Genomic DNA, 20,499 nt, shown 5'->3' with positions numbered 1-20,499 from the left:
CTGATCTTTATCGCCCACGACTTGGCGGTGGTGAAGCACATTTCCGATCGCGTGCTGGTGATGTATCTGGGCCATGCGGTGGAGCTGGGCACCTATGACGAGGTGTACCACAACCCGCAGCACCCTTACACCAAAGCGCTGATGTCTGCGGTGCCGATCCCGGATCCGGACAAGGAGAAGGAGAAGCAGATCCAGCTGTTGGAAGGGGAGCTGCCTTCGCCGATCAACCCGCCGACCGGTTGCGTGTTCCGCACCCGCTGCCCGATAGCCGGGCCGGAGTGCGCCAAGACGCGTCCGCTGCTGGAGGGCAGTTTCCGCCACGCGGTGTCCTGCCTGAAGGTCGATCCGCTGTAATGTGCCGCTAGTCGGCAACAAAAAGCCCCGCTGAATGAGCGGGGCTTTTTTTATCCGATGCGCTAACGGCGAATCACTCTTTCCACAGAATGTGGCACAGCTTGTGGTCTTTCTCACGGCAGATCAGCACGCGGGCGAACACGTCGTTGATCGGCTCGCCGTCGCTGTCCGCCAGACCGATCACCACCTCGGCGAAGAAGTCCGGGTTCAGGTCGTAATCCACGTGCTCGCTCCAGTCTTCGGAGGGATCGTACAGTTCGGCGCCGCCGCGCTCTTCAAACTGCAGGTTGAACAGCAGAATATCCGCCGGATCCAGATTGTCGCCGGCCAATTCGAGGAAGATGTCGTAGGCCTGTTCCAGCGTTTCGTCTTCGGTAAGGCGGTTATTCAAATCCATAAAAAAATCCTGATAACAAATGATTTGGCGCTATTAAAGCACGCTCGCCGCGGCTTTTACAGCAGCGGGCTGAAAAAGTAGAACAGGCGCTCGACCAGGCGATGCCAGAACGGCCGCTTCAGCCACTCTTTGGCGTTCAGCAGCTGGGAACGGGCGATGTAATCTTCCTGCACGCAGGCCAAATCGCTGCCGAAGCCGTCATCGTCGATCACCAGCGTGATTTCGAAATTCAGCCACAGGCTGCGCATGTCCAGATTGACGGTGCCGACCAGGCTGAGCTGGCCGTCCACCAGCACGCTCTTGGTATGCAGCAGGCCGCCTTCGAACTGATAGATCTTAACCCCGGCCTCCAGCAGCTCGGAGAAGAACGCGCGGCTGGCCCAGCGCACCATCATCGAATCGTTGTCGCGCGGCACGATGATGCTGACCTCGACGCCGCGCAGGGCGGCGGTGCAAATGGCGTGCAGCAGATCGTCACTTGGCACGAAGTACGGCGTGGTCATGATCAGCTGCTCGCGGGCGGAATAGACCGCGGTCAGCAACGCCTGGTGGATCATCTCCTCGGGGAAGCCGGGGCCGGAGGCGATCACCTGAATGGTATGGCCGCTTTCCTGCTCGAACGGCATGATGTTGACGTCCGGCGGTGGCGGCAGAATGCGCTTGCCGGTTTCAATCTCCCAGTCGCAGGCATAGACGATGCCCATGGTGGTGGCCACCGGGCCTTCCATGCGCGCCATCAGATCGATCCATTGGCCGACGCCCGCATCCTGCTTGAAGTAGCGCGGATCGACCATGTTCATGCTGCCGGTATAGGCGATGTAGTTGTCGATCAGCACCACCTTGCGGTGCTGGCGCAGGTCCATGCGGCGTAGAAATACGCGCAGCAGGTTGACTTTCAGCGCCTCGACCACTTCGATGCCGGCGTTGCGCATCATCGCCGGGTAGGGGCTGCGGAAAAATTGCAGGCTGCCGGCGGAGTCGAGCATCAGGCGGCAGTGTACGCCGCGTCGGGCGGCGGCCATCAGCGATTCGGCCACCTGATCGACCAGGCCGCCGGGCTGCCAGATATAGAACACCATTTCGATGTTGTGCCGCGCCAGTTCGATGTCGCGGATCAGCGCTTTCAGCGTGTCGTCGGTGGTGGTGAGCAGCTGCAGCTGGTTGCCCTTGACGCCGTCGATGCCCTGGCGGCGGTTGCACAGCTGGAACAGCGGTTCGGCGACCTCGCTGTACTCGGTGGCGAAGATGCGGCGACTCTCTTTCAGCTCCTTCAGCCAGCGGGCGGTTGACGGCCACATGGCCTTGGCGCGCTCGGCCCGGCGCTTGCCCAGATGCAGCTCGCCGAACGATAAATAGGCCACGATGCCGAACAGCGGCAGTATGTAGATAACCAGCAGCCAGGCCATGGCAGAGGGAACCGCACGGCGTTTCATCAAAATGCGCATCGTCACGCCGGCGATCAGCAGCCAGTAGCCGAACACCATGAGCCAACTGATTACGGTATAAAATGTTGTCATAAAGGCGAAAAATCCCGTTCGCAAACCACCAATGATGAGTGTACGCACAGATCGGTCAAGGCGAAACCTTTTATCGGCGCTTATGTTACATAAATATGATGAAGTTAAGGCACTTGCTGAAAATGAAAGGGCGGCTTTTACCCGCGTGGCGCCCGCTGTGCCGCCGATAACTGCGGCTTGGATCACGGGCGGAAAGGGCTATAATGCCCGCGGTTGGCATTAGACGAACGAGTGACGGAATTATGAGACGCAGTAGAAATGAAGTGGGCCGCTGGCGCATGTTGCGGCAGAGCCAACGCCGCCGGCATCGCTGGCTGGAACGCCAGTCGTGCAGCAATCGCCATATTATCCGGGTGCGGCGCCGCCTGGACGATCAGCATCGGCGCGCGCTGCTGTTTGCGGTATCCTGCGAGTGGTAAAACGAAAACAGTCCCGTGAGGGACTGTTTTGTTATGGCGCCTGGGTTATTTGCCCAGATAGGCGTTGAGCATCCAGACCTGTTTTTCCTGCTCTTTGATGTAATCGCTCATCAGCGATGCGGTGCCTTCGTCACCGGCGTCTGCCGCTACCGTCAGCAGTTCACGCTGCTGCTGCAGCAAGATTGAATACCCTTCCAACAGGCCGCGCAGCGTGCCTTTATCATCGGTCACGTTGGTGTGTTCCTTGATGTCGGCGGTTTTCAGATAGTCGCTGAAAGCGTGACGCGGCTGCGAGCCCAGCGTCAGAATACGTTCCGCCAGCTCATCCACCTTGGTCAGCAGATCGTTATATGTCTCTTCGAATTTCGCGTGCAGCTCAAAGAACTGCGGGCCGGTAATATTCCAGTGATAGCCGCGCACGTTCATATACAGCACCTGATAGTTCGCCAACAGCGCGTTCAGCGCCTCGGCGAGTTTTGCCGATTGTTTACTGTCGAGGCCGATATGGGTTTTCGCTGCTTTCTTTGCCGTTGCCATAATAATCTTCTCCTGATTATTTGTTCCGATAGTAGACAGAATCAATTTCCATAGCTGTTACAGTAACCGGATTTATCGCAGGGTTAAACACGATAACAGGCATTATTGCCATCGCTAAAACCGATGACGATAAATCCGTCGAGCAAATTGCCGAATCAGTTTACGCAGGATCCGCAGGCGAAAAAAGCCGCTTTTATCGGTTACTTGCGCAGCGCCAGTTTCACCGCGCCGGCGCCCAGCGCCATCAGCAATGCGGCGGCGATCAGCACCGTAATAAACGCGCGATCAAAGGCCAGACGCGCCAGCTGCGTCAGCTGCTGCGCGCGATCGGCCGCCAGCCCGGCCGCCAGCCGCAGGGCTTCGTCGATGCTGTCGTAGGCCAAATCGCTGACCGGCAGCTCCGCCGGCAGTGCCAGGCTGTGGCTGTAAACCGCCGTCATCAACCCGCCGAGCAGCGTCACGCCCAGCACGCCACCCAGTTCGTAGGAGACGTCTTCGATGGACGCCGCCATGCCGGACTTCTCCTCCGGCGCGTTCAGCATGATGGCGGTAGAAGCGGCGGTGATCACGCCGCCGAGGCCAAAGCCCACCAGCGCCAGGCTGACCAATTGCGGCGCCATGCCGCTCTGGTACCACACGGCAAGACCGGCGATGCCGAGGGTAGTCAGGACAAAGCCGCCGAGGATGATGCTGCGTTCGCCGTAGCGCGGCAACAGCAGGCCGGCTACGGGCCCCGCCAGCGCCGAGGCCAGCGGGATCGGCAAAATAAACAGCGCCGCCTGCAGCGGGCTGAGGCCGAGCACCAGCTGTAGGCGTTGGCTGAGCACCAGCTCGACGCCGATCAGCGCCACCATCGACAGCAGGGCCACGCCGATGCCGCCTGCGAACAGCCGGTTGCGGAACAGGGAGAAATCGATCATCGGGTGGGCGCTGCGCTGCTGACGACGCACGAACAGCACCAGGAACAACACGCCGATCAGGGCCGCCACAAGCAAGGCGCTCACATCAGGCGTCGGCTTGCTCAGCTCCTTCAGCGCATAGATGGCGCCGACCAGACCCATCATGATCTGCACCGAACCGACGATGTCCGAAGGGCGCGGGTTATCGCCACCGCAGCGCGGGATCAGTTTCCACGCCAGCGGCCAGACCAGCAGTACGACCGGCACATTGATCAGGAACACCGACCCCCACCAGAAATACTCCAGCAGCAGGCCGCCGACCACCGGGCCGATGGCCGCGCCGCCGGAGGCCACCGAGGCCCAGATGCCGATTGCCAGCGCGCGTTCGCGTTCGTCGGTAAAGACGTGGCGCACGATGGACAGCGTGGCGGGCATCATCATTGCCGCGCCAACGGCGAGGAACACCCGGGCGGCGATCAGCCACTCGGCGGTGGGCGAGAACGCGGCGCACAGCGACGCGACGGCAAACACCGGCAGCCCGGCGAGAAACAGCCGCTTATGGCCGATGCGGTCGCTCAGCATGCCGGCGCCGGGCAGCAGGCCGGCCACCACCAGCGGGTAGGCGTTGACGATCCAGAGTTTTTGCGAGGCGCTGGCGTCCAGCGCCTGGGTTAAGCGCGGCAGGGCGGTATATAACACCGTCATATCGATGACGATCAGGAAAAGGGCGCTGGCGACCATCGTCAGGATCAACCAGCGGTTCTTGGCGTACATAATTCATATCCAGTTAACGTGGGCGGCGCGGAGGCGCCGCCATTGGGGTAACCCACCGGCGATGCCGGGTGGTATACTGATGATAATATATATCCATACGTTCGTATTGAAAAGAAGGGTTTCTTAATGGGACGTCAACGCAGCATCGATCGCGACAAGGTTTTGGACACCGCCGAAGAGATCGTCGCCACCCAGGGGGCCGCCGGCTTGACCATCGACGCCGTCGCCAAAGCGATGGGGATCTCCAAGGGCGGGGTGCAGTATTGTTTCGGCAGCAAAGACGCCCTTATCGATGCCATGTTCGATCGCTGGGGCAGTGCCTATGAGACGCTGTTCACGGCGATCGCCGGCGACGAGCCTTCGCCGCAGACCGCCGTGCGGGCGCATATGCTGGCCACCCACAGTTCGGATCAGACCTCCAGCGCCAAGGCCGCCGGGCTGATGGCGACGTTGATTCAAACGCCGGAGCATCTGGCGAGCACGCGCGAGTGGTATCGCAGCCGCATCGCCGGTTTGGATTTGACGACCGAAGAAGGCAAGCGCGCGCGCCTGGCGTTTCTCGCCACCGAAGGCGCCTTTATGCTGCGTTACTTTGGTTTGATGGATATCGACCAGGCGGAATGGGAAACGATGTTCGCCGATATGCAGGCATTGATATTGACGGGCGGCGACAAGTAAACGCCGGGACAAGCGGCAGGAGCAGCCTGCCGCGGGCTAAGCCTGATTATTTATAGGCTATCGCATTGATGGTTTCGAAGGTGGTTTTCCCCTCGCGGCCGATAATGACGTAATACTTACCGCCTTTTTCATCTACCGCTTTCGACAGACGCGCATGGTCGATCCCCACGGTGTCGTCGCCGTCTTGTGAAATGGTCACCGGACCGATCTCGGTATGTTTCGCCGCCTCTTCCCGAGTGATTTCAATTGCCGCCAGGGAAGAGAATGAGGTGAACGCCAGCAGTGCCAAGAGATATTTAGTTGCCTTCATAATTATTCCTTTTGGAAGATAAAAACGACCCGTAACTGCATCTTGACTACGGCTCAAGTGTAGGTCAGCGGCGGCGCTTTACCATGCAACGGCAAAAAATAGTCTCAGACGGCGGCGCCTATCACACTGATAGTTAGTCAAGGGGGCGGCGAAAGGCGTATGTTTATCGAACAAGATATTCCCTCGAAGAACCTTTAAGCCAGCCACTCCGTGCTGGCTTTTTTTTTGCAGACAAGTGCCATAGCAGGGCCCCCTGGAGCCAGGGGGCGGGGGATTATTTGCGGGCATCCAACAGCGCTTGAGCGTTCTCTGCGGTAACGACGGTCCACGGAATGTAGTAATGCTTCTGCGTGCCGCCCTCCCATTTCAGATCCTTGGCGTACTGCTTCCAGATATCCGACTGAGGTTGATAGCTTTCACCTTTCACGGCGCGCAGCGCGACGTCGATGGACCCCTGCATCTGGCCTTTGGCATCTTGCAGGATAGAGACCATTTCACCGGCCTGCACCGCATGAATCGCGTCGGAAACGCCGTCAACGCCGGCAATCGCGAAGTCTTTCACATTCAGGCCGGCGCCTTTGATCGCCTCGATAGCACCCAGCGCCATCTCGTCATTTTGGCCGATCACGCCGTTGATTTTACCCCGGTGTTTCTGCAGCCAGTTTTCCATCAGCGGCTGCGCTTCCGCGCGTGACCAGTTGGCCGTTTTGCGCTCAAGTACCGTGACCTGGCCGGCGCCGCACTCGGCAATCGCTTTATCGTTGCCCTTACCGCGCTGGATCTCGCCGCTGCCGCCTTTCGGGCCTTCGATAATCACCACGTTTACCTTGTGGTTCTTGCAGTCGAGTTTGTCCAGGACGGCTTTGGCTTCCAGATACCCCCCCAACTCGTCATTAGACACCACTTCAGACGTCATCGCGTCCGTGTTCAGGCGCGCGTTGGTGACCACCACCGGGATTTTGGCTTCGTTGGCATTAGTGACGATATCGATATTGGCCTCAAAATCCATAGGGTTGACGATAATGGCATCGGCGCGCGTCTGGATAGCGGTGGCGGCCTGATCGTTTTGCACCGATGCATCATAACGTCCATCGTAGAAGGTCAGCACGGCTTCGCCGCTTTTCACCGCCGGGTGTTCCTTGCCGAACCTTTCCATCAATTGCACGAACTCGGCTTTGTTGCCGTACATCAATACCGCGATTTTAACCGGGGCGGCCTGAGCTGCCGACAGGCTACCCAGCATCATGGCTGAGGCAAACAACGCTATCTTGGTCTTATTCATGGTTTTCTCCTGGTAGAGTTGGGTCTGATGTTATTAATCGCGCTGTTGCTTACGCGAGGGGTCGAGCAAGACGGCAAGAACGATCAATGCGCCTTTGATAATCTGTTGGTAATACGATTGCACGCCGAGCAGATCGAGGCCGTTATTCATCACCCCGATAATCAGCACGCCGAAGAAGGTGCCGACCAGCGTACCGACGCCGCCGGCCATGCTGGTGCCGCCGATCACCACCGCCGCGATGGCGTCCAGCTCATACCCAGCACCGGCGTTGGTCTGCGCCGAGCCGGTGCGCGCCGTGAGGATCAGGCCGGCGATGCCGGCCAGCGCGCCGCACAGCGTATACACCAGTATTTTGATGCGGGTGACGTTAATCCCCGAGGTGCGCGCGCTTTTCGGGTTGCCGCCGACGGCGTAGATGTAGCGCCCGAAGAGGGTTTTATTCAGCACGAGCCAGGCGAGGGCGAACAGCACGATGAAGATGATGACGGGCACCGGAACGCCGCCGACATAGCCATTGCCCAACCAGCGGAAATCGCTGTTCAATTGCGATACCGGATTGCCGTTGGTGGTCAACATGGTTAAACCGCGCGCCGCGGAGAGCATGCCCATGGTGACGATAAACGGCTGCAGGCGGTAGCGGGCTAACACGGTGCCGTTCACCAGGCCGCAAACGATGCCGATACCGAGCGCCACAATCAGCGGTGCCATGACGGCGGTCGCGGTATCGCCGATAGCCAATCCGCTGTTGTTGGTAGCGAAGCGGGCGGCGACGATCCCGCTTAGCGCCAGCACCGATCCCACGGAGAGATCAACCCCGGCCGTGATAATGACGAAGGTCATGCCGATGGCAAGAATGCCGTTGATCGAGACCTGGCGCAGGACGATCAGGGTGTTTTCATTGCTGAGAAAATAGTTGCTGCTCCAGGCCCCCTGAGCGACCTGATATTCGCCAATCAGCGCCACGGTCAGGCACAGGGCGAAAAAGGCGATGATAATGCCGTATTTGTGCATGCGGCGCTTATTGCGGGTGAAAAATGAAATTCCTGGTGATAAGGAGTGGGCGCTGCTCATTTTTTTTCTCTCTCTGTTAAACCGCAAGTTTCATCAGTGCTGCCTGGGTCGCATCGGCTGCCGAAAGCTCGCCGGCCAACTGCCCGTCACGAAACACCAATATGCGATCGCTCATGCCGATAATTTCCGAAAGCTCGGAGGAAACCATGATGATCCCTTTGTTTTGCAAGGCGAACTCCGACATAAATCGATAGATCTCTTTCTTGGCCCCGACGTCGATACCGCGCGTCGGCTCGTCGAGCAGCAAAACCTCCGGATCCAGCAGCGCCCAACGGCCCAGCACGACCTTTTGCTGGTTGCCGCCGCTCAGGTTGCCCACCGGCTGTTCGCCGTCATGGGTTTTAACGTTGAAGCGCTGGATCATGTCGCGGGTCCGCGCCTGCTCCCGTTTCTCGCTGACAAACCCCATCCGGCTGATGGCGGCAAAAGAGGCGATATTGATGTTTTCACTGACGGAGCGGCACAGCACCAGGCCGGTTTCCTTGCGATCTTCCGTTACGTAGGCAATACCGCTGTCGATGGCCTTGCGCGGAGAATGGCGGTTCAGCGTCTTGTCACCCAAGCGGATCGTGCCGCTGTCGGCATGTTGAATGCCGAAGATAAGATCGAGAAACTCGCTGCGGCCCGAGCCCACCAGCCCATAGATGCCCAGGATCTCACCGTGCTTAAGCTGCAGGCTGATATCTTTTATCTTGCTGCGCCAACACAGGTTGTTGACCTCCAGCAAAACCTCTTCGCCGGGCTGATTGAATTTGGCGAACTCGCTGTCGTACTCGCCGCCAATAATGTGTTCGATCAGCTGTTCACGGGTGATGTCGGCGATATAGCCTTCATGGATGTAGGCGCCGTCGCGGAAGATGGTGTAGCTGTCCGCGATTTGGAATATCTCTGACAAACGGTGAGAGACGTAGATAATGCCTTTACCTTTCGCCGCCAGTTGCTGAAGCGTCTGAAAGATTTTCTGCGCATCCTCTTCGCCAATCGCCGAGGTGGGTTCATCCATGATGATGATGTCGGCATTGGCATGCGACAGCGCCTTGGCGATCTCGACCAGCTGTTGCTCGGCGACGCTCAGGTTGCGCATTTTTTCTCGGGCGTCGATCTTGAAATCGAGTTCTTTGAGCAGGCGGGTCGTGCGCTGGTTGAGCGTTGCGAAGTCGACGAACCCCAAGCGTCTCGGCTCGCGGCCCAGCCAAATGTTTTCGGCCACCGTCAGATCCGGGATCGCGCTCAGTTCCTGCTGCACGATGGCGATGCCGGCGTTGAGGGCTTCCCGAGGGTGATGAAATTCACAGCGTTGGCCATTGATAAAAATGTCGCCGCCATCGGGTTGAATAAAGCCCATCAGAATGCTGAGAAAGGTGGATTTGCCCGCGCCGTTGCCGCCGCACAGGGCATGGATGGATCCGCGCCGCAGGCAAAACTCCGCATTCTTGAGCGCCACGACCGGGCCAAAGGCTTTTTTGACGCCGCTGACCTCCAGCAGGTAGGCGGGCGCTGGCGTATGGGGATCTTGCGTCACAGTTGCACCTCCGGGTAGGTCTGCTGCAAGCGTTGCAGGTACCGTTGATAAAGCGTCTCGTATTGTGCCTGTCTGCCGGCGTTTGGCCGTGTGCGCGTGGCCTCATCCAGCGCAACGAAGCGTTGGCACAGTTCGGCCAGCAACGCGCCGGCGTTCCGGCGCGGATCGTCAGCCAACATTGTCGCCCACATCGCCTGAATGGCGCCGCCCAGCGCGGCGGTCTCTTTGGCTTTCAGACAGACCACCGGGCAGCCCATCACGTCCGCGACGATTTGTCGCCAGGCGGCGCTGCGGGCGCCGCCGCCGGTGAGGCGGATTTCGCGCGCTTCGATGCCCTGACGGCGAAACAGCTCGATGCCATAGCGCAACCCATACGTGGCACTTTCGACTACCGCCAGGCAGAGATTGGCGCGGGTAAAGTTGTCGCTATCGAGGTTATGCAGGCTGGCGCGCGCGTGGGGCAGCGGCGGAACGCGTTCGCCATTGAAGAACGGCAGCATTTCGACACCGCCTGCGCCGGGCGAGGCCTGCGCCAACAACGCGTTAAAGCCGGCAAGATCTTCATCCAGCAGCGTTTGCACTGCGGTGGTGGCCGAGGTGACATTCATGGTGCAAATCAAGGGCAGCCACCCGTTGGTGCTGGAGCAGAAGCCGGCAATCATGTCCGATTCCGCCGCGACGGGGGCGGCAGACCAGGCGAACAGCGTGCCGGAGGTGCCCAGGCTCAGGGTGAGGGTGCCGGCCTCGATGTTGCCGGAACCGATGGCCGCCATCATGTTGTCGCCGCCGCCGGTCGATACCCGTACCGTTGGGCCGAGGCCGAGTTTTTCCGCCGCGGCGGGGCGCACCGTGCCGATGCAGCACTCCGCGCTTTTGAGCGGCGGCAAAGCTTGCCACAGGCGGCCGCTGTCATCGATGAGCTCGACGGCGGTTTTGCTCCAACTACGGCTGCGCACATCGAACAGCCCGCTGCCGGAAGCGTCGCCATATTCTGCTACGCGCTCCCCGGTCAGCCAGAAGTTCAAATAATCATGGGGCAGCAGCACGGTGTGCAGTTTTGCCCACAGCGCCGGATGGTGCGTCTTGAACCAAAGGATTTTTGACGCGGTATAGCCGGTGGCGAGCCGCAAACCGAGTGTTTCCAGCGAGCCGTTGGCGCCGCCGAGCTGTTGCAGGAGCCGTGCGTTTTCTTCCGCGGTTTCGGTATCGCACCACAGCTTGACGCTGTGCAGCACGTTGCCGTCTGCGTCCAGCGGCACAAACCCATGTTGTTGGCCCGATACCCCCAGAGCATGAATCTCCCGCGCATCAACGCCAGCGTTAGTCACGGCTTGGCGAAAAGCGATGACTAACGCCTCAATCCACCAGTCGGCCTCCTGTTCGCGCCGGCCATTGGCTTGGCTGATGAGACGGTGAGGGGCATTGCCCTCACCGAGGATCGCGCCCTGTGTGCTGTCGACAATCACGACTTTCGTGCCTTGCGTACCGCAGTCTATGCCAGCATAGAGCGTCATAGGATTACTCCATCTCCAGCATGATTTTGATGTCCGAGGCATGTCCCGCCGCCGCGCGCTCGAAGGCGGCCACGCTGTCGGAGAACTTGTAGGTTTGGCTTATCAACGGCTGGACGCGCAACTTGCCGCTGCTCAACAGCCGCAGCGTGCGCGGGTACATGTTGGCGTAGCGGAAAATGGTCTTGAAGGTGATTTCTTTGGCCTGCGCGGCGACGATATCCAGCGGCGCGGCATCGATCGGCATGCCGACCAGCACCGCGGTCGCCCCTGGCGCCGCATGTTCGGCCAGCGTTGCGATAGCCGGTTTTGCGCCGCTGCATTCAAACACGACATCGGCGCCATTGCCGCTGGTGAGCGTGGCCACTTTCCCCGCCAGGTCGCCGGTTTTGATATTGACGGCGTGCAGCCCCTCGTAACTGGCCGCCACGGCGAGTTTCTCGTCAAACTGGTCGCAAATAATGACGTCCGAGCAGCCGCCCGCCAGCGCCGCGAGGGCGGTGACCACGCCGATCGGCCCGGCGCCGATCACCAGGGCGATATCGCCGGGTTTGATCCCGGCTTTGGTGGCCGCTTGCATGCCGATGGCCAAGGGTTCCACCATGGCGCCTTCAGCGAAACTGACGTTGTCCGGCAATTTGAACGTGAAGGCGGCAGGGTGGATGACGGTTTCGCGCAGGCAGCCGTGCACCGGCGGCGTCGCCCAGAAGCGAACGGCCGGGTCAAGGTTGTAAATACCGGCGCGCGTCTGGGCAGAGTTGAGATCGGGAATGCCGGGCTCCATGCAAACGCGATCGCCGACGCTGAGGTGAGTGACGTTTTTACCTGTCGCGAGCACCACCCCGGAGGCTTCATGGCCGAGCACCATCGGGGCGTTAACCACGAACGGGCCAATGCGGCCATGCTGGTAATAGTGCACATCACTGCCGCAAATGCCTACGGAATGAATTTTTATCTGTACATCATCGGGCCCCAACGCCTCGGCAAGCTGGACGTCCTCGATAGCGATTTCTCCCGCCTTCGCCAACACTAATGCTTTCATATGGCCTCCTGGTGAATCATTTTTATGGTAACGGTATCATTTTAGTGAGGCGATATTGGGCCAAAGCGAGTGGTTAAACTGTGATCAATGTTGGAATTACTCGACGGGGGTTAATTTTGCTGGTGGGTTGTTATTCAATATGGGGATAGCGATCACAAAATCGGCGGGGCAATGACGGTTTTAATATCAGCGCGTTGATATCGATACCGTTACTTTGCAGGGGGAAATGATGAAGATACACCAAAGCGCCAGAGCCGCTACGCTGGGATATTTGCGCCAGGCGGACATTGTCCTGACCGATGAAGAGCAGCAACGTATTGAAATTGCAACATTTGGCTTGGCCGACTATCCCGTGTCAGGGCTGCAGCTGCTGACCTACGTCAACTCACCTCGGTATTGTGCGAAAGAGCTGGTGCTGTTTCCGGGGCAAACCTGCCCGGAACATTTGCATCCTCCTTTCGCCGGCACGCCCGGCAAGCAAGAGACTTTCCGCTGCCGTTGGGGCGCGGTGTTCCTGTTTGTCGATGATGAAAACCTGACGCTTAATGACGCCGGCGGCGAACCGGTATGCCGGGTACCCGAGGGCGCGGAGCCGTGGTATACCTGCAATCGCTATATCCTTTTGCGGCCCGGCGAGCAATATACCATCGCGCCCAATACCCGGCACTGGTTCCAGGCTGGCGAGCAGGGCGCCGTGGTGTCCGAGTTTTCTTCCGAGAGCCGTGATGAGCTGGATATTTTTACCGATCCCCGGATTAATCGTCTTGCCGGCGTAAACCATTAGCGCCATGAACCAAGTTCTGTCATGATGCTAAAAATGATACAAAATGATACCTTAAGGCTAAGGAGCTGCATTTGGCAGGGGATCGAGGACGGAAAGCGACGCTGGCTAGCGTCGCCGCACAGGCAAACGTCAGTAAAATCACCGCGTCGCGGGCATTTTCACAGCCGGACAAGGTTCATCCGGAAACGCTGCGCCGCATTCGGGAGACCGCTGCCGAGCTCGGCTATGTGGTCAATGCCGCGGCGCGCAACCTGCGGGCAAAAAGCAGCAGAACCATCGGCATCGTCAACCCTGATATGGCCAACCCGTTCTTTGGCGGCCTGACGCGGCTGATGACGCTTGAAGCGCAAAAAATGGGATATGACACCCTGGTGTTCGACTCCTATGAGTCTCAGGAAAGCGAAGACAGAATCATCGACAAACTGATTGGCTACAACGTCGATGCGATCATTCTCTCGGTCATTTCCAACGATCATTTGTACCAGCCTTCCTACCTAAAACGGTTGGAAACCTTGAATATTCCGGTGGTGCTGATCGACCGGGAGCTGGACAATCGCCACTGCAGCGGGGTGTATATCGATAACCTGGACTGCGGCCTCCAGGCGGGGCGCTGGCTGCTGGAACAGAAGGCGCAGCGGGTGGTGGTGGTCTCCGGGCCGGAAAATTCCAACGTGGCGCGTGACAGGGTCACTGGCTTGCAAGCGGCATTACAAGGCAAGGTGGCGTCGCTTGAAGTGCTGTATGCCGATTTCTTTATGGATGTCGCCTGGCAAGAGACGAGCCGTTGGCTGGCCAATAACCGCGCGCCGGACTTTTTCGTTGGCTGCAATAACCAGATCTCCCTGGGTATTATCAAGGCCTGTATCGAACATCGGCTGCCGTTGATGCAGGACGTGTCGCTGTTCAGCATCGATGAGGTTTCACATGCCGAGATCTACGGTTTTCATTTCCCCTGCGTGTCACACGATTTGCAAGAGATCGCCTGGCAAGCGTTGAATCTGGCGATCCGCCGCATTGCCGACCCCGAGATCAAGCCGGGCAAGGTGGTGGTGCGGGGAAAACTGGTCATATAACGCGGCGCACGACACCTGATGGGCGGCACAGGGGCTCACTGAGCCTTGACGTGTCAGTTTGTACCCAGCCCAAACAGCGCTGCCGCATTGCGATCCAAAATGGCGTTCACCTCTTCCTCCGGCAAACCTGCTCGCCGGATGTAGTCTACCGTGGTTTGAAACAGGTCGCCTGGTTGGAACGGAAAATCGGTGCCGAACAGCAACCGCTGTGCGCCGAACGTCGCTGCCGCCGCTTGCAGTGCGGGCACCTGATCGTGGCCTACCGTGTCGTACCACATGCGCAGGGCGGCGCGGCTTGGGGGTTCCGGCGTATTCGGCGCCTCCCACGCGACGGTCTGGTCGAGGCGTTCCAGCGTCATCGGCAGCAGGCCGCCCAGATGCGGCACAATGATTTTCATCTCCGGAAAGCGTTGAGGGAGGCCGTTGAGGATAAAGTGCATGGCGGCGACCGTGTCTTCGATCGGCGCGCCGATCGACCAGGTCAAGGCGTAGTCGGCGATGAGCGGCGAGTGCGCGCCGCGGCCGGCGGGATGAATGGCCAACACGCTGTGGCGGCGGTTGAGTTCCTGATAGAGCGGCTCGAACAGCGGGTTGGCGATAGACAACCCGAGCACTGAGGTGGTGATGCAGGCGCCCAGCATATTGAGCTGGGTAAAGGCCCTTTCAAGCTCGCGTAACGCAACGTCGATATGCGGCAGCGGCAAGGAAGCGATAGCCCGGAAGCGGGTGGGATAACGCGCTACCAGCTCCGCATATTCATCATTGATCCGGCGCGCGGCATCAACGGCCGCCTGCTCGTCTTCCAGATGCGGCGACAGCGGCGTCGCCGACAGGATTTGCATGTCGATGCCGGCCTTATCCAGCAGGGCGAAACGCGCGTCGAGCTCGCGCTCGGTGCGGCCGGCGCCCAGGTGCCGATAGGCGGCAACTTCATGCACGCCATGCGCTTGCAAAAGATCCAGATACTCTGTGCTCCACAGGTGGGCGTGTACGTCGAGTCGCATCGGTCGATCTCCTGAGTTCGCGGCGATGCCGCGGGTTCAGAAGAGTATAGGCAGGCGACGCGACAGCCCCTGGAGGGAGGGCATTTTTTCTACCGACGGGTTAGGGTGAGAGCACGCATTGATCCGGGAACGGCGCGCGAACGGGCGTTCCCGGTATTGGGCGGGCTGGAGATCAGAACACCTGCTTGAACGGCTTCACCGTCACGTCGGCATAGACGCCGGCGGCGATATAGGGATCCTGCTGCGCCCAGGCCTGGGCTTGCGCCAGCGACTCGAATTCGGCGATCACCGTCGAACCGGTAAAGCCGGCGGCGCCGGGATCGTTGCTGTCGATGGCCGGGTTAGGGCCGGCGACCACCAGGCGGCCGGCGTCGCGCAGCGCCTGCAGGCGCGCCAGGTGTGCCGGGCGCACCGCCAGACGGTTTTCCAGCGAGTTGGGGACGTCTTGCGCGTAGATCAGATAAAGCATGTTTCACCTTTAAAATCATGGCTATAAAACGGTGCTACCAAGGTAGCGCAAAAGGCGCGGCAGGGGAACGGTGCGCGGCGAATTTCCCGGCGGATTGGCGCTTATACCTTGAAGCCGCTACTTTTTATTCGTATAGTGCGGCGCGCTTAAACTGATATGCCATTGAGGTGAGGATATGACGGAACTGGTAAGGGAAAAACTCGATTTGCCGGCGGGCAAAAGTAAACTGCTGCTGCACTCTTGCTGCGCGCCCTGTTCCGGCGAGGTGATGGAAGCGATCCAGGCGTCCGGGATCGAGTACGCCATTTTCTTCTATAACCCTAACATTCACCCGCAAAAAGAGTATCTGCTGCGCAAGGAAGAGAACATCCGTTTCGCCGAGCAGCACGGGGTGCCGATCATCGATGCCGATTACGACACCGACAACTGGTTCGCCCGCGCCAAGGGGATGGAGAATGAGCCGGAGCGCGGGATTCGTTGCACCATGTGTTTTGACATGCGTTTCGAGCGCACGGCGCTGTATGCGCATGAGCACGGTTACGACACCATCTCCAGCTCGTTGGGCATTTCGCGCTGGAAGAACATGCAGCAGATCACCGACTGCGGCATCCGGGCGGCGGAAAAATATCCCGATTTGGTGTACTGGGATTACAACTGGCGCAAGAAGGGCGGTTCGTCGCGCATGATAGAGATCAGCAAGCGCGAACGCTTCTATCAGCAGGAATACTGCGGCTGCGTCTATTCGCTGCGCGACACCAACCTGCACCGCAAGGCGCAAGGGCGGCCGCTGATTAAGCTGGGCGTGCTTTACTATGGTGATGAAGAATAACGCTTAATCACCGCAATCAACCCGCTACGGCGGGTTTTTTATTTTTTGACGCCCGGCCAAACGTTAATGAAGCGTGTTGTTCCGGCGATAAAAAAGCAACGGTGAGGTTAATATCCTTATGAGTTTGCTGGTTTTAGCCGCGCAGACTGACGATTAAAGCGATAGTTTGCCTTTCGTTATTGAATATGATTGCTATTTGCATTTAAACTTGGCGAACCAGAGGAAACAGAATCATTATGCCGCTAAAAAAGATGTTCCTTAATCGCCGTATATCCGTGCCTTTCGTCTTGTCCGTAGGCCTGCACAGCGCCCTGGTGGCGGGATTGCTTTACGCTTCGGTAAAAGAAGTGGTGGAGCTGCCGAAGCCAGAGGACGCGCCGATCAGCGTCATGATGGTCAACACCGCCGCGATGGCCGAGCCGCCACCACCGGCGCCGGCCGAGCCGGAGCCACCGCAGGTCGAACCTGAGCCGGAGCCAGAACCGGAACCTATCGTGGAGCCGCCGCCGAAGGCGATCGTGAAACCCGAGCCGGTCAAGCCGAAACCGAAGCCTAAGCCGAAGCCGAAGGTCGAAAAACAGGTTAAACCGGAGCCGAAGAAGGTTGAGCCGCGCGAGCCGTCGCCGTTCAACAACGATTCACCGGCCAAACCGATCGATAAAGCGCCGGTGAAACAGGCGCCTGCCGCGCCGGTGCAGGGCAACTCGCGCGAGGTCGGGCCAAGACCGATCAGCCGCGCCAATCCGCTCTATCCGCCGCGGGCCCAGGCTTTGCAGATCGAAGGCAACGTGCGGGTACAGTTCGATATCGACAGCGACGGGCGCGTCAGCAACGTGCGCATCTTGTCGGCCGAGCCGCGCAATATGTTCGAGCGTGAAGTGAAGCAGGCGATGCGTAAATGGCGCTATGAGGCCAAAGAAGCGAAAGATCGCACCGTCACTATCCGCTTCAAGCTGAACGGCACGACCGAAGTGAACTGAGTCCGGTAACCACCCAAAAAGAAAGGGTCGCCTCGGCGACCCTTTTTGTATTTGCGGTACAGCCGCCGGCTTATTCTTCGAAGCCAACGCGGAAATTCATTTTGCCCTCAGGCAGCGCGCGCGAGTTGCCTTCCGCATCGACCGCCACATAGGTGAACACCGCTTCGGTCGCCCGGTAGCGCTGGCCGATCGGCGCGGAAGAGACTTTCTTGACCCACACTTCGATATTGATGGTGATCGAGCTGCGCCCGGTGCGGATGCAGTGCGCATAGCAGCAAACCACGTCGCCGACCGCCACTGGTTTCAGGAAGGTCATGCCGTCCACGCGCACGGTCACCACGCGCCCTTCGGCGATCTCTTTTGCCTGGATGGCGCCGCCGATGTCCATTTGCGACATCAGCCAGCCGCCGAAGATATCACCGTTGGCATTGGTATCGGCCGGCATGGCCAGCGTGCGCAGCACCAGCTCGCCGCTGGGTAAAGGTCGTTGTTGTGTCATAGCAGTCTGCTTTTAAAAGGAGGGAATAACATCATACTGCCCGCGGCAAGCGCCGCAGGCATTAACAATTTTGTAACTATTTTTTCTGTTCTTCCGGCATGTGCCGGTAAATATAGATACCGCTGAGGAGGGTGAAGACCAGCGTCAGCACCGTCAGGCCAAAGACTTTGAAATTGACCCAGACGCTTTGCGGCAGCCAGAAGGCGACATAGATGTTCGCCAGGCCGCAGGCCAGGAAGAAGACCGCCCAGGCCAGGTTGAGGTTGCTCCACACTTTGTCCGGCAGCGTCAGCTCTTTGCCCAGCATGCGTTGAACCAGCGGTTTTTTGAGCACCCATTGGCTGATCAGCAGCGCCAGCGCGAACAGCGCGTAAATCACCGTGACCTTCCATTTGATGAACAAATCGTTGTGGAACACCAGCGTCAGGGTGCCGAACACCAGCACCATCAGGAAGGTGATCAGCGTCATCTTCTCGACCTTGCGGTATTTCACCCAGGTGAACACCAGCGCCAGCGCGGTGGCGACAATTAACGCGCCGGAAGCGACGTAAATGTCGTACAGCTTGTAAAAAGCGAAAAAGACAATTAGCGGGAGGAAATCAAGAAACTGCTTCATAAATCAATCCATCATCTGTTCATCGGCCGACTATACCGGATTCGGCGAGCTCTGTGTACCGCCGGGCGTTGCCGATTATCGGCGTTTGGCCGGCGGATTTCTGCCGCGAAAGCAGGAATTTGCATAAACTTACGCAAGAAAGCGCGGGCACATTGCCAGTGCGGGCCGCAGGCCGCATAGTAAGTGTCATAATAACCAGATAATTTACCGCGGAAAACAGCATGCAGTGGAAATCTCTCCAGGCCTTGACGCCGGGTTTGACGCATTTATTGGGGTATCAACGCAGCTGGCTCAAGCCGGATATTCGCGCCGGCCTTTCCGTCGCCGCCGTCGCCTTGCCGGTGGCCATCGCCTATGCCGAGCTGGCCGGGGTCAGCCCGGTGGTGGGGCTCTATTCCTGTATCTTGCCGATGGTGGCCTATGCGCTGTTCGGCTCGTCGCGCCAGCTGATCGTCGGGCCCGACGCCGCCACCTGTGCGGTGATCGCAGCGGTGGTGACGCCGCTGGCGGCGGGTAATATGGAGCGCCATTGGCAACTGACCATCATGATGACCGCGATGATGGGCGGCTGGTGCCTGCTGGCCAGCCGGTTCAAGCTGGGGGCGCTGGCGGATCTGCTGTCGCGGCCGATCCTCAGCGGGCTGCTGAACGGGGTGGCGATCACCATCATCGTCGATCAGATCGGCAAGGTGTTGGGATTCACGGTGCGCCCGGCGCAGCTGATCGAGCGCATCTACGCGCTGCCCGGCAACCTGCTGCACAGCGACTGGTTGACGATGGCGGTGTCGTTGTTGACGCTGGTGACGCTGCTCGGATTTAAAAAATGGCGGCCTAACTGGCCGGCACCGCTGTTTGCCATCGTGCTGGCGGCATTCGTCACCTGGGCCGGCGGCCTGCAGCAGCATGGCGTGGTGACGGTGGGCGGTTTCAGCGGCGTGTTGCCGATCGTCCAGTGGCCGGACTTCCAGCCCGGCTTGCTGCGCGACATGGTGATCCCGGCGCTTAACCTGGCGGTGGTGAGTTTTGTCAGCATGATGCTCACCGCCCGCAGCTTTGCCGCCAAGAACGGTTATGAGGTGAACGCCGACGCCGAGTTTCGTGCACTGGGGCTGGTGAATATCGTCTCCGCGCTGTCGCAAGGTTTCGCCATCAGCGGTGCGGACTCGCGCACCGCGGTGAATGACGCCAACGGCGGCAAGAGCCAGCTGGTGTCGGTCATCGCCGCTGCGGTCATCGCCTTCGTCTTGCTGTTCCTGATGGCGCCGCTGCAGTTTATTCCGGTGGCAGGATTGGGCGTGGTGCTGATGTATGCGGCCTGGTCGCTGCTGGACATTCGCGGCATCTGGGTTTTGCGCCGCCGCAACGCGCAGGCGTTTCGCCTGGCGCTGTTTACCTTCCTCAGCGTGCTGCTGGTGGGGGTGATCAGCGGCATCGGGCTGGCGGTGTTGCTGGGGCTGATGCAGTTTCTGCGCACCGTCTTCCGGCCGACGGAGCAGCTGCTGGGCGTCAACGACGAAGGCATGATCCATTCCATGGGCAACAACAATGGGGTGAAGGCGGTACCTGGCGTCATGATGTATCGCTTCAATTCGCCGCTGACCTATTTCAACGTGGCGTACTTCAAACGCCGTATTCTCAATTTGGTCGACGGTACGCCGTTCCAGCCGCGCTGGGTGGTGGTGGATGCGGTAGCCAGTTTTACCCATGCCGATATCAGCGTGCTGGCGGCCATCGACGAGCTGAAACGCGACCTGTTACAGCGTAATGTTAAGCTGGTGCTGGCGGGGCGCCGCACCGAGCTGACGCGCTGGTTCCGTATCAACCGCTTAGGGCGCGACAAAGAGCTGATTTTGGTGCCGGACCTGTATTTGGCGCTGAAGCTGATTCAGAGTAAGGAGCAGGCGGAAGCCGCCACGGTAGGGTAAATAAAAA

Annotated in this window: 22 protein-coding genes; 8 read left to right on the top strand and 14 right to left on the bottom strand. The window is 59.3% G+C overall.

Translation table 11 applies throughout. The features are described from left to right. Positions 1-354: oligopeptide/dipeptide ABC transporter ATP-binding protein (locus AWX27_RS16525; protein WP_369819321.1), on the top strand; the 354-nt coding region annotated here is incomplete at its 5' end. Positions 355-427: 73 nt separating this feature from the next. Here the strand turns inward: AWX27_RS16525 and AWX27_RS16520 are convergent. Together AWX27_RS16520 and cls are read right to left on the bottom strand one after the other, a co-directional pair. After that, entirely contained in the window at positions 428-751 is a 324-nt protein-coding gene (locus AWX27_RS16520; protein ID WP_004932139.1) for an HI1450 family dsDNA-mimic protein, read from the bottom strand. Between the two features lie 56 nt (positions 752-807). Next, entirely contained in the window at positions 808-2,268 is a 1,461-nt protein-coding gene (gene cls / locus AWX27_RS16515; RefSeq protein WP_038877257.1) for a cardiolipin synthase, read from the bottom strand. Positions 2,269-2,510: 242 nt separating this feature from the next. Here cls and AWX27_RS16510 point away from each other — a divergent pair, with 242 nt between their 5' ends. Then, positions 2,511-2,687 (top strand): YciY family protein, encoded by a 177-nt coding sequence (locus AWX27_RS16510; RefSeq protein ID WP_025159792.1) that lies wholly within the window; start codon positions 2,511-2,513, stop codon positions 2,685-2,687. 45 nt (positions 2,688-2,732) lie between these two features. On the opposite strand, the gene AWX27_RS16505 is transcribed toward AWX27_RS16510, so the two are convergent. Together AWX27_RS16505 and smfY are read right to left on the bottom strand one after the other, a co-directional pair. Next, positions 2,733-3,224 (bottom strand): Dps family protein, encoded by a 492-nt coding sequence (locus tag AWX27_RS16505; RefSeq protein ID WP_004932132.1) that lies wholly within the window; start codon positions 3,222-3,224, stop codon positions 2,733-2,735. 200 nt (positions 3,225-3,424) lie between these two features. Further along, complete coding sequence (gene smfY, locus AWX27_RS16500) at positions 3,425-4,897, bottom strand: multidrug efflux MFS transporter SmfY (protein WP_038877262.1); 1,473 nt, start codon at positions 4,895-4,897, stop codon at positions 3,425-3,427. A 126-nt stretch (positions 4,898-5,023) separates the two neighbouring features. On the opposite strand from smfY, the gene AWX27_RS16495 reads away from it, so the two are divergent. Further along, positions 5,024-5,575 carry a TetR/AcrR family transcriptional regulator gene (locus tag AWX27_RS16495; RefSeq protein WP_038877264.1) on the top strand — a complete coding sequence of 184 codons (552 nt, stop codon included), beginning with the start codon at positions 5,024-5,026 and terminating at the stop codon, positions 5,573-5,575. A gap of 46 nt (positions 5,576-5,621) precedes the next feature. On the opposite strand, the gene AWX27_RS16490 is transcribed toward AWX27_RS16495, so the two are convergent. The 6 genes from AWX27_RS16490 to AWX27_RS16465 all read right to left on the bottom strand — a co-directional run bounded on the left by AWX27_RS16490 (position 5,622) and on the right by AWX27_RS16465 (position 12,313). Next, positions 5,622-5,885 carry a hypothetical protein gene (locus AWX27_RS16490; protein ID WP_019452732.1) on the bottom strand — a complete coding sequence of 88 codons (264 nt, stop codon included), beginning with the start codon at positions 5,883-5,885 and terminating at the stop codon, positions 5,622-5,624. A 274-nt stretch (positions 5,886-6,159) separates the two neighbouring features. Then, entirely contained in the window at positions 6,160-7,167 is a 1,008-nt protein-coding gene (locus AWX27_RS16485) for a substrate-binding domain-containing protein (RefSeq protein WP_060423804.1), read from the bottom strand. Positions 7,168-7,200: 33 nt separating this feature from the next. Further along, on the bottom strand, positions 7,201-8,178 hold the full coding sequence (locus tag AWX27_RS16480) for an ABC transporter permease (RefSeq protein ID WP_369819331.1): 978 nt from the start codon (positions 8,176-8,178) through the stop codon (positions 7,201-7,203). A 76-nt stretch (positions 8,179-8,254) separates the two neighbouring features. Further along, positions 8,255-9,760 carry a sugar ABC transporter ATP-binding protein gene (locus AWX27_RS16475; RefSeq protein WP_060423798.1) on the bottom strand — a complete coding sequence of 502 codons (1,506 nt, stop codon included), beginning with the start codon at positions 9,758-9,760 and terminating at the stop codon, positions 8,255-8,257. After that, on the bottom strand, positions 9,757-11,274 hold the full coding sequence (xylB, locus tag AWX27_RS16470) for a xylulokinase (RefSeq protein WP_060423794.1): 1,518 nt from the start codon (positions 11,272-11,274) through the stop codon (positions 9,757-9,759). The genes AWX27_RS16475 and xylB overlap by 4 nt, the downstream gene beginning before the upstream one ends. A 4-nt stretch (positions 11,275-11,278) precedes the next feature. Then, entirely contained in the window at positions 11,279-12,313 is a 1,035-nt protein-coding gene (locus AWX27_RS16465) for an NAD(P)-dependent alcohol dehydrogenase (protein WP_060423792.1), read from the bottom strand. A 229-nt stretch (positions 12,314-12,542) separates the two neighbouring features. Between AWX27_RS16465 and AWX27_RS16460 the strand changes: the two genes are divergently transcribed. Then, a complete protein-coding gene (locus AWX27_RS16460) occupies positions 12,543-13,097 on the top strand; it encodes a D-lyxose/D-mannose family sugar isomerase (protein WP_080432897.1) in 555 nt (184 codons plus the stop codon). A 71-nt stretch (positions 13,098-13,168) separates the two neighbouring features. Continuing rightward, positions 13,169-14,170, top strand: a complete 1,002-nt coding sequence (locus AWX27_RS16455) for a LacI family DNA-binding transcriptional regulator (RefSeq protein WP_060423786.1) — start codon at positions 13,169-13,171, stop codon at positions 14,168-14,170. A 53-nt stretch (positions 14,171-14,223) separates the two neighbouring features. Here the strand turns inward: AWX27_RS16455 and AWX27_RS16450 are convergent, their stop codons facing one another. Together AWX27_RS16450 and AWX27_RS16445 are read right to left on the bottom strand one after the other, a co-directional pair. Next, positions 14,224-15,174 (bottom strand): amidohydrolase family protein, encoded by a 951-nt coding sequence (locus AWX27_RS16450; RefSeq protein WP_060423783.1) that lies wholly within the window; start codon positions 15,172-15,174, stop codon positions 14,224-14,226. A gap of 172 nt (positions 15,175-15,346) precedes the next feature. After that, positions 15,347-15,643 carry a YciI family protein gene (locus AWX27_RS16445; RefSeq protein ID WP_033634770.1) on the bottom strand — a complete coding sequence of 99 codons (297 nt, stop codon included), beginning with the start codon at positions 15,641-15,643 and terminating at the stop codon, positions 15,347-15,349. Positions 15,644-15,818: 175 nt separating this feature from the next. Here AWX27_RS16445 and AWX27_RS16440 point away from each other — a divergent pair, with 175 nt between their 5' ends. Both AWX27_RS16440 and tonB read left to right on the top strand, forming a co-directional pair. Further along, positions 15,819-16,472, top strand: coding sequence for an epoxyqueuosine reductase QueH (locus AWX27_RS16440; protein ID WP_025303057.1), 654 nt, complete (start codon positions 15,819-15,821; stop codon positions 16,470-16,472). Between the two features lie 236 nt (positions 16,473-16,708). Then, complete coding sequence (tonB, locus tag AWX27_RS16435; RefSeq protein WP_049271333.1) at positions 16,709-17,452, top strand: TonB system transport protein TonB; 744 nt, start codon at positions 16,709-16,711, stop codon at positions 17,450-17,452. Between the two features lie 70 nt (positions 17,453-17,522). Here the strand turns inward: tonB and yciA are convergent, their stop codons facing one another. Both yciA and AWX27_RS16425 read right to left on the bottom strand, forming a co-directional pair. Then, positions 17,523-17,951 carry an acyl-CoA thioester hydrolase YciA gene (yciA, locus tag AWX27_RS16430; protein ID WP_004932085.1) on the bottom strand — a complete coding sequence of 143 codons (429 nt, stop codon included), beginning with the start codon at positions 17,949-17,951 and terminating at the stop codon, positions 17,523-17,525. A 76-nt stretch (positions 17,952-18,027) separates the two neighbouring features. Further along, entirely contained in the window at positions 18,028-18,567 is a 540-nt protein-coding gene (locus AWX27_RS16425; RefSeq protein WP_004932082.1) for a septation protein A, read from the bottom strand. A gap of 221 nt (positions 18,568-18,788) precedes the next feature. Between AWX27_RS16425 and AWX27_RS16420 the strand changes: the two genes are divergently transcribed. Continuing rightward, on the top strand, positions 18,789-20,492 hold the full coding sequence (locus tag AWX27_RS16420) for a SulP family inorganic anion transporter (RefSeq protein ID WP_038877273.1): 1,704 nt from the start codon (positions 18,789-18,791) through the stop codon (positions 20,490-20,492). Positions 20,493-20,499 lie beyond the last annotated feature (7 nt).

This window comes from Serratia sp. 2880STDY5682894, from assembly GCF_001537385.1.
Taxonomy (GTDB): domain Bacteria; phylum Pseudomonadota; class Gammaproteobacteria; order Enterobacterales; family Enterobacteriaceae; genus Serratia; species Serratia nevei.
Note: the sequence above shows the minus strand (reverse complement) of the source record. Positions and strands in the feature narration are given on the sequence as shown.

Excerpts from the sequence above, each read along its gene's own strand:
- AWX27_RS16520 (WP_004932139.1), bottom strand. The coding sequence starts at position 751 with ATGGATTTGAATAACCGCCTTACCGAAGACGAAACGCTGGAACAGGCC.
- cls (WP_038877257.1), bottom strand. The coding sequence starts at position 2,268 with ATGACAACATTTTATACCGTAATCAGTTGGCTCATGGTGTTCGGCTAC.
- AWX27_RS16510 (WP_025159792.1), top strand. The coding sequence starts at position 2,511 with ATGAGACGCAGTAGAAATGAAGTGGGCCGCTGGCGCATGTTGCGGCAG.
- AWX27_RS16505 (WP_004932132.1), bottom strand. The coding sequence starts at position 3,224 with ATGGCAACGGCAAAGAAAGCAGCGAAAACCCATATCGGCCTCGACAGT.
- smfY (WP_038877262.1), bottom strand. The coding sequence starts at position 4,897 with ATGTACGCCAAGAACCGCTGGTTGATCCTGACGATGGTCGCCAGCGCC.
- AWX27_RS16495 (WP_038877264.1), top strand. The coding sequence starts at position 5,024 with ATGGGACGTCAACGCAGCATCGATCGCGACAAGGTTTTGGACACCGCC.
- AWX27_RS16490 (WP_019452732.1), bottom strand. The coding sequence starts at position 5,885 with ATGAAGGCAACTAAATATCTCTTGGCACTGCTGGCGTTCACCTCATTC.
- AWX27_RS16485 (WP_060423804.1), bottom strand. The coding sequence starts at position 7,167 with ATGAATAAGACCAAGATAGCGTTGTTTGCCTCAGCCATGATGCTGGGT.
- AWX27_RS16480 (WP_369819331.1), bottom strand. The coding sequence starts at position 8,178 with ATGCACAAATACGGCATTATCATCGCCTTTTTCGCCCTGTGCCTGACC.
- xylB (WP_060423794.1), bottom strand. The coding sequence starts at position 11,274 with ATGACGCTCTATGCTGGCATAGACTGCGGTACGCAAGGCACGAAAGTC.
- AWX27_RS16465 (WP_060423792.1), bottom strand. The coding sequence starts at position 12,313 with ATGAAAGCATTAGTGTTGGCGAAGGCGGGAGAAATCGCTATCGAGGAC.
- AWX27_RS16460 (WP_080432897.1), top strand. The coding sequence starts at position 12,543 with ATGAAGATACACCAAAGCGCCAGAGCCGCTACGCTGGGATATTTGCGC.
- AWX27_RS16450 (WP_060423783.1), bottom strand. The coding sequence starts at position 15,174 with ATGCGACTCGACGTACACGCCCACCTGTGGAGCACAGAGTATCTGGAT.
- AWX27_RS16445 (WP_033634770.1), bottom strand. The coding sequence starts at position 15,643 with ATGCTTTATCTGATCTACGCGCAAGACGTCCCCAACTCGCTGGAAAAC.
- AWX27_RS16440 (WP_025303057.1), top strand. The coding sequence starts at position 15,819 with ATGACGGAACTGGTAAGGGAAAAACTCGATTTGCCGGCGGGCAAAAGT.
- tonB (WP_049271333.1), top strand. The coding sequence starts at position 16,709 with ATGCCGCTAAAAAAGATGTTCCTTAATCGCCGTATATCCGTGCCTTTC.
- yciA (WP_004932085.1), bottom strand. The coding sequence starts at position 17,951 with ATGACACAACAACGACCTTTACCCAGCGGCGAGCTGGTGCTGCGCACG.
- AWX27_RS16425 (WP_004932082.1), bottom strand. The coding sequence starts at position 18,567 with ATGAAGCAGTTTCTTGATTTCCTCCCGCTAATTGTCTTTTTCGCTTTT.
- AWX27_RS16420 (WP_038877273.1), top strand. The coding sequence starts at position 18,789 with ATGCAGTGGAAATCTCTCCAGGCCTTGACGCCGGGTTTGACGCATTTA.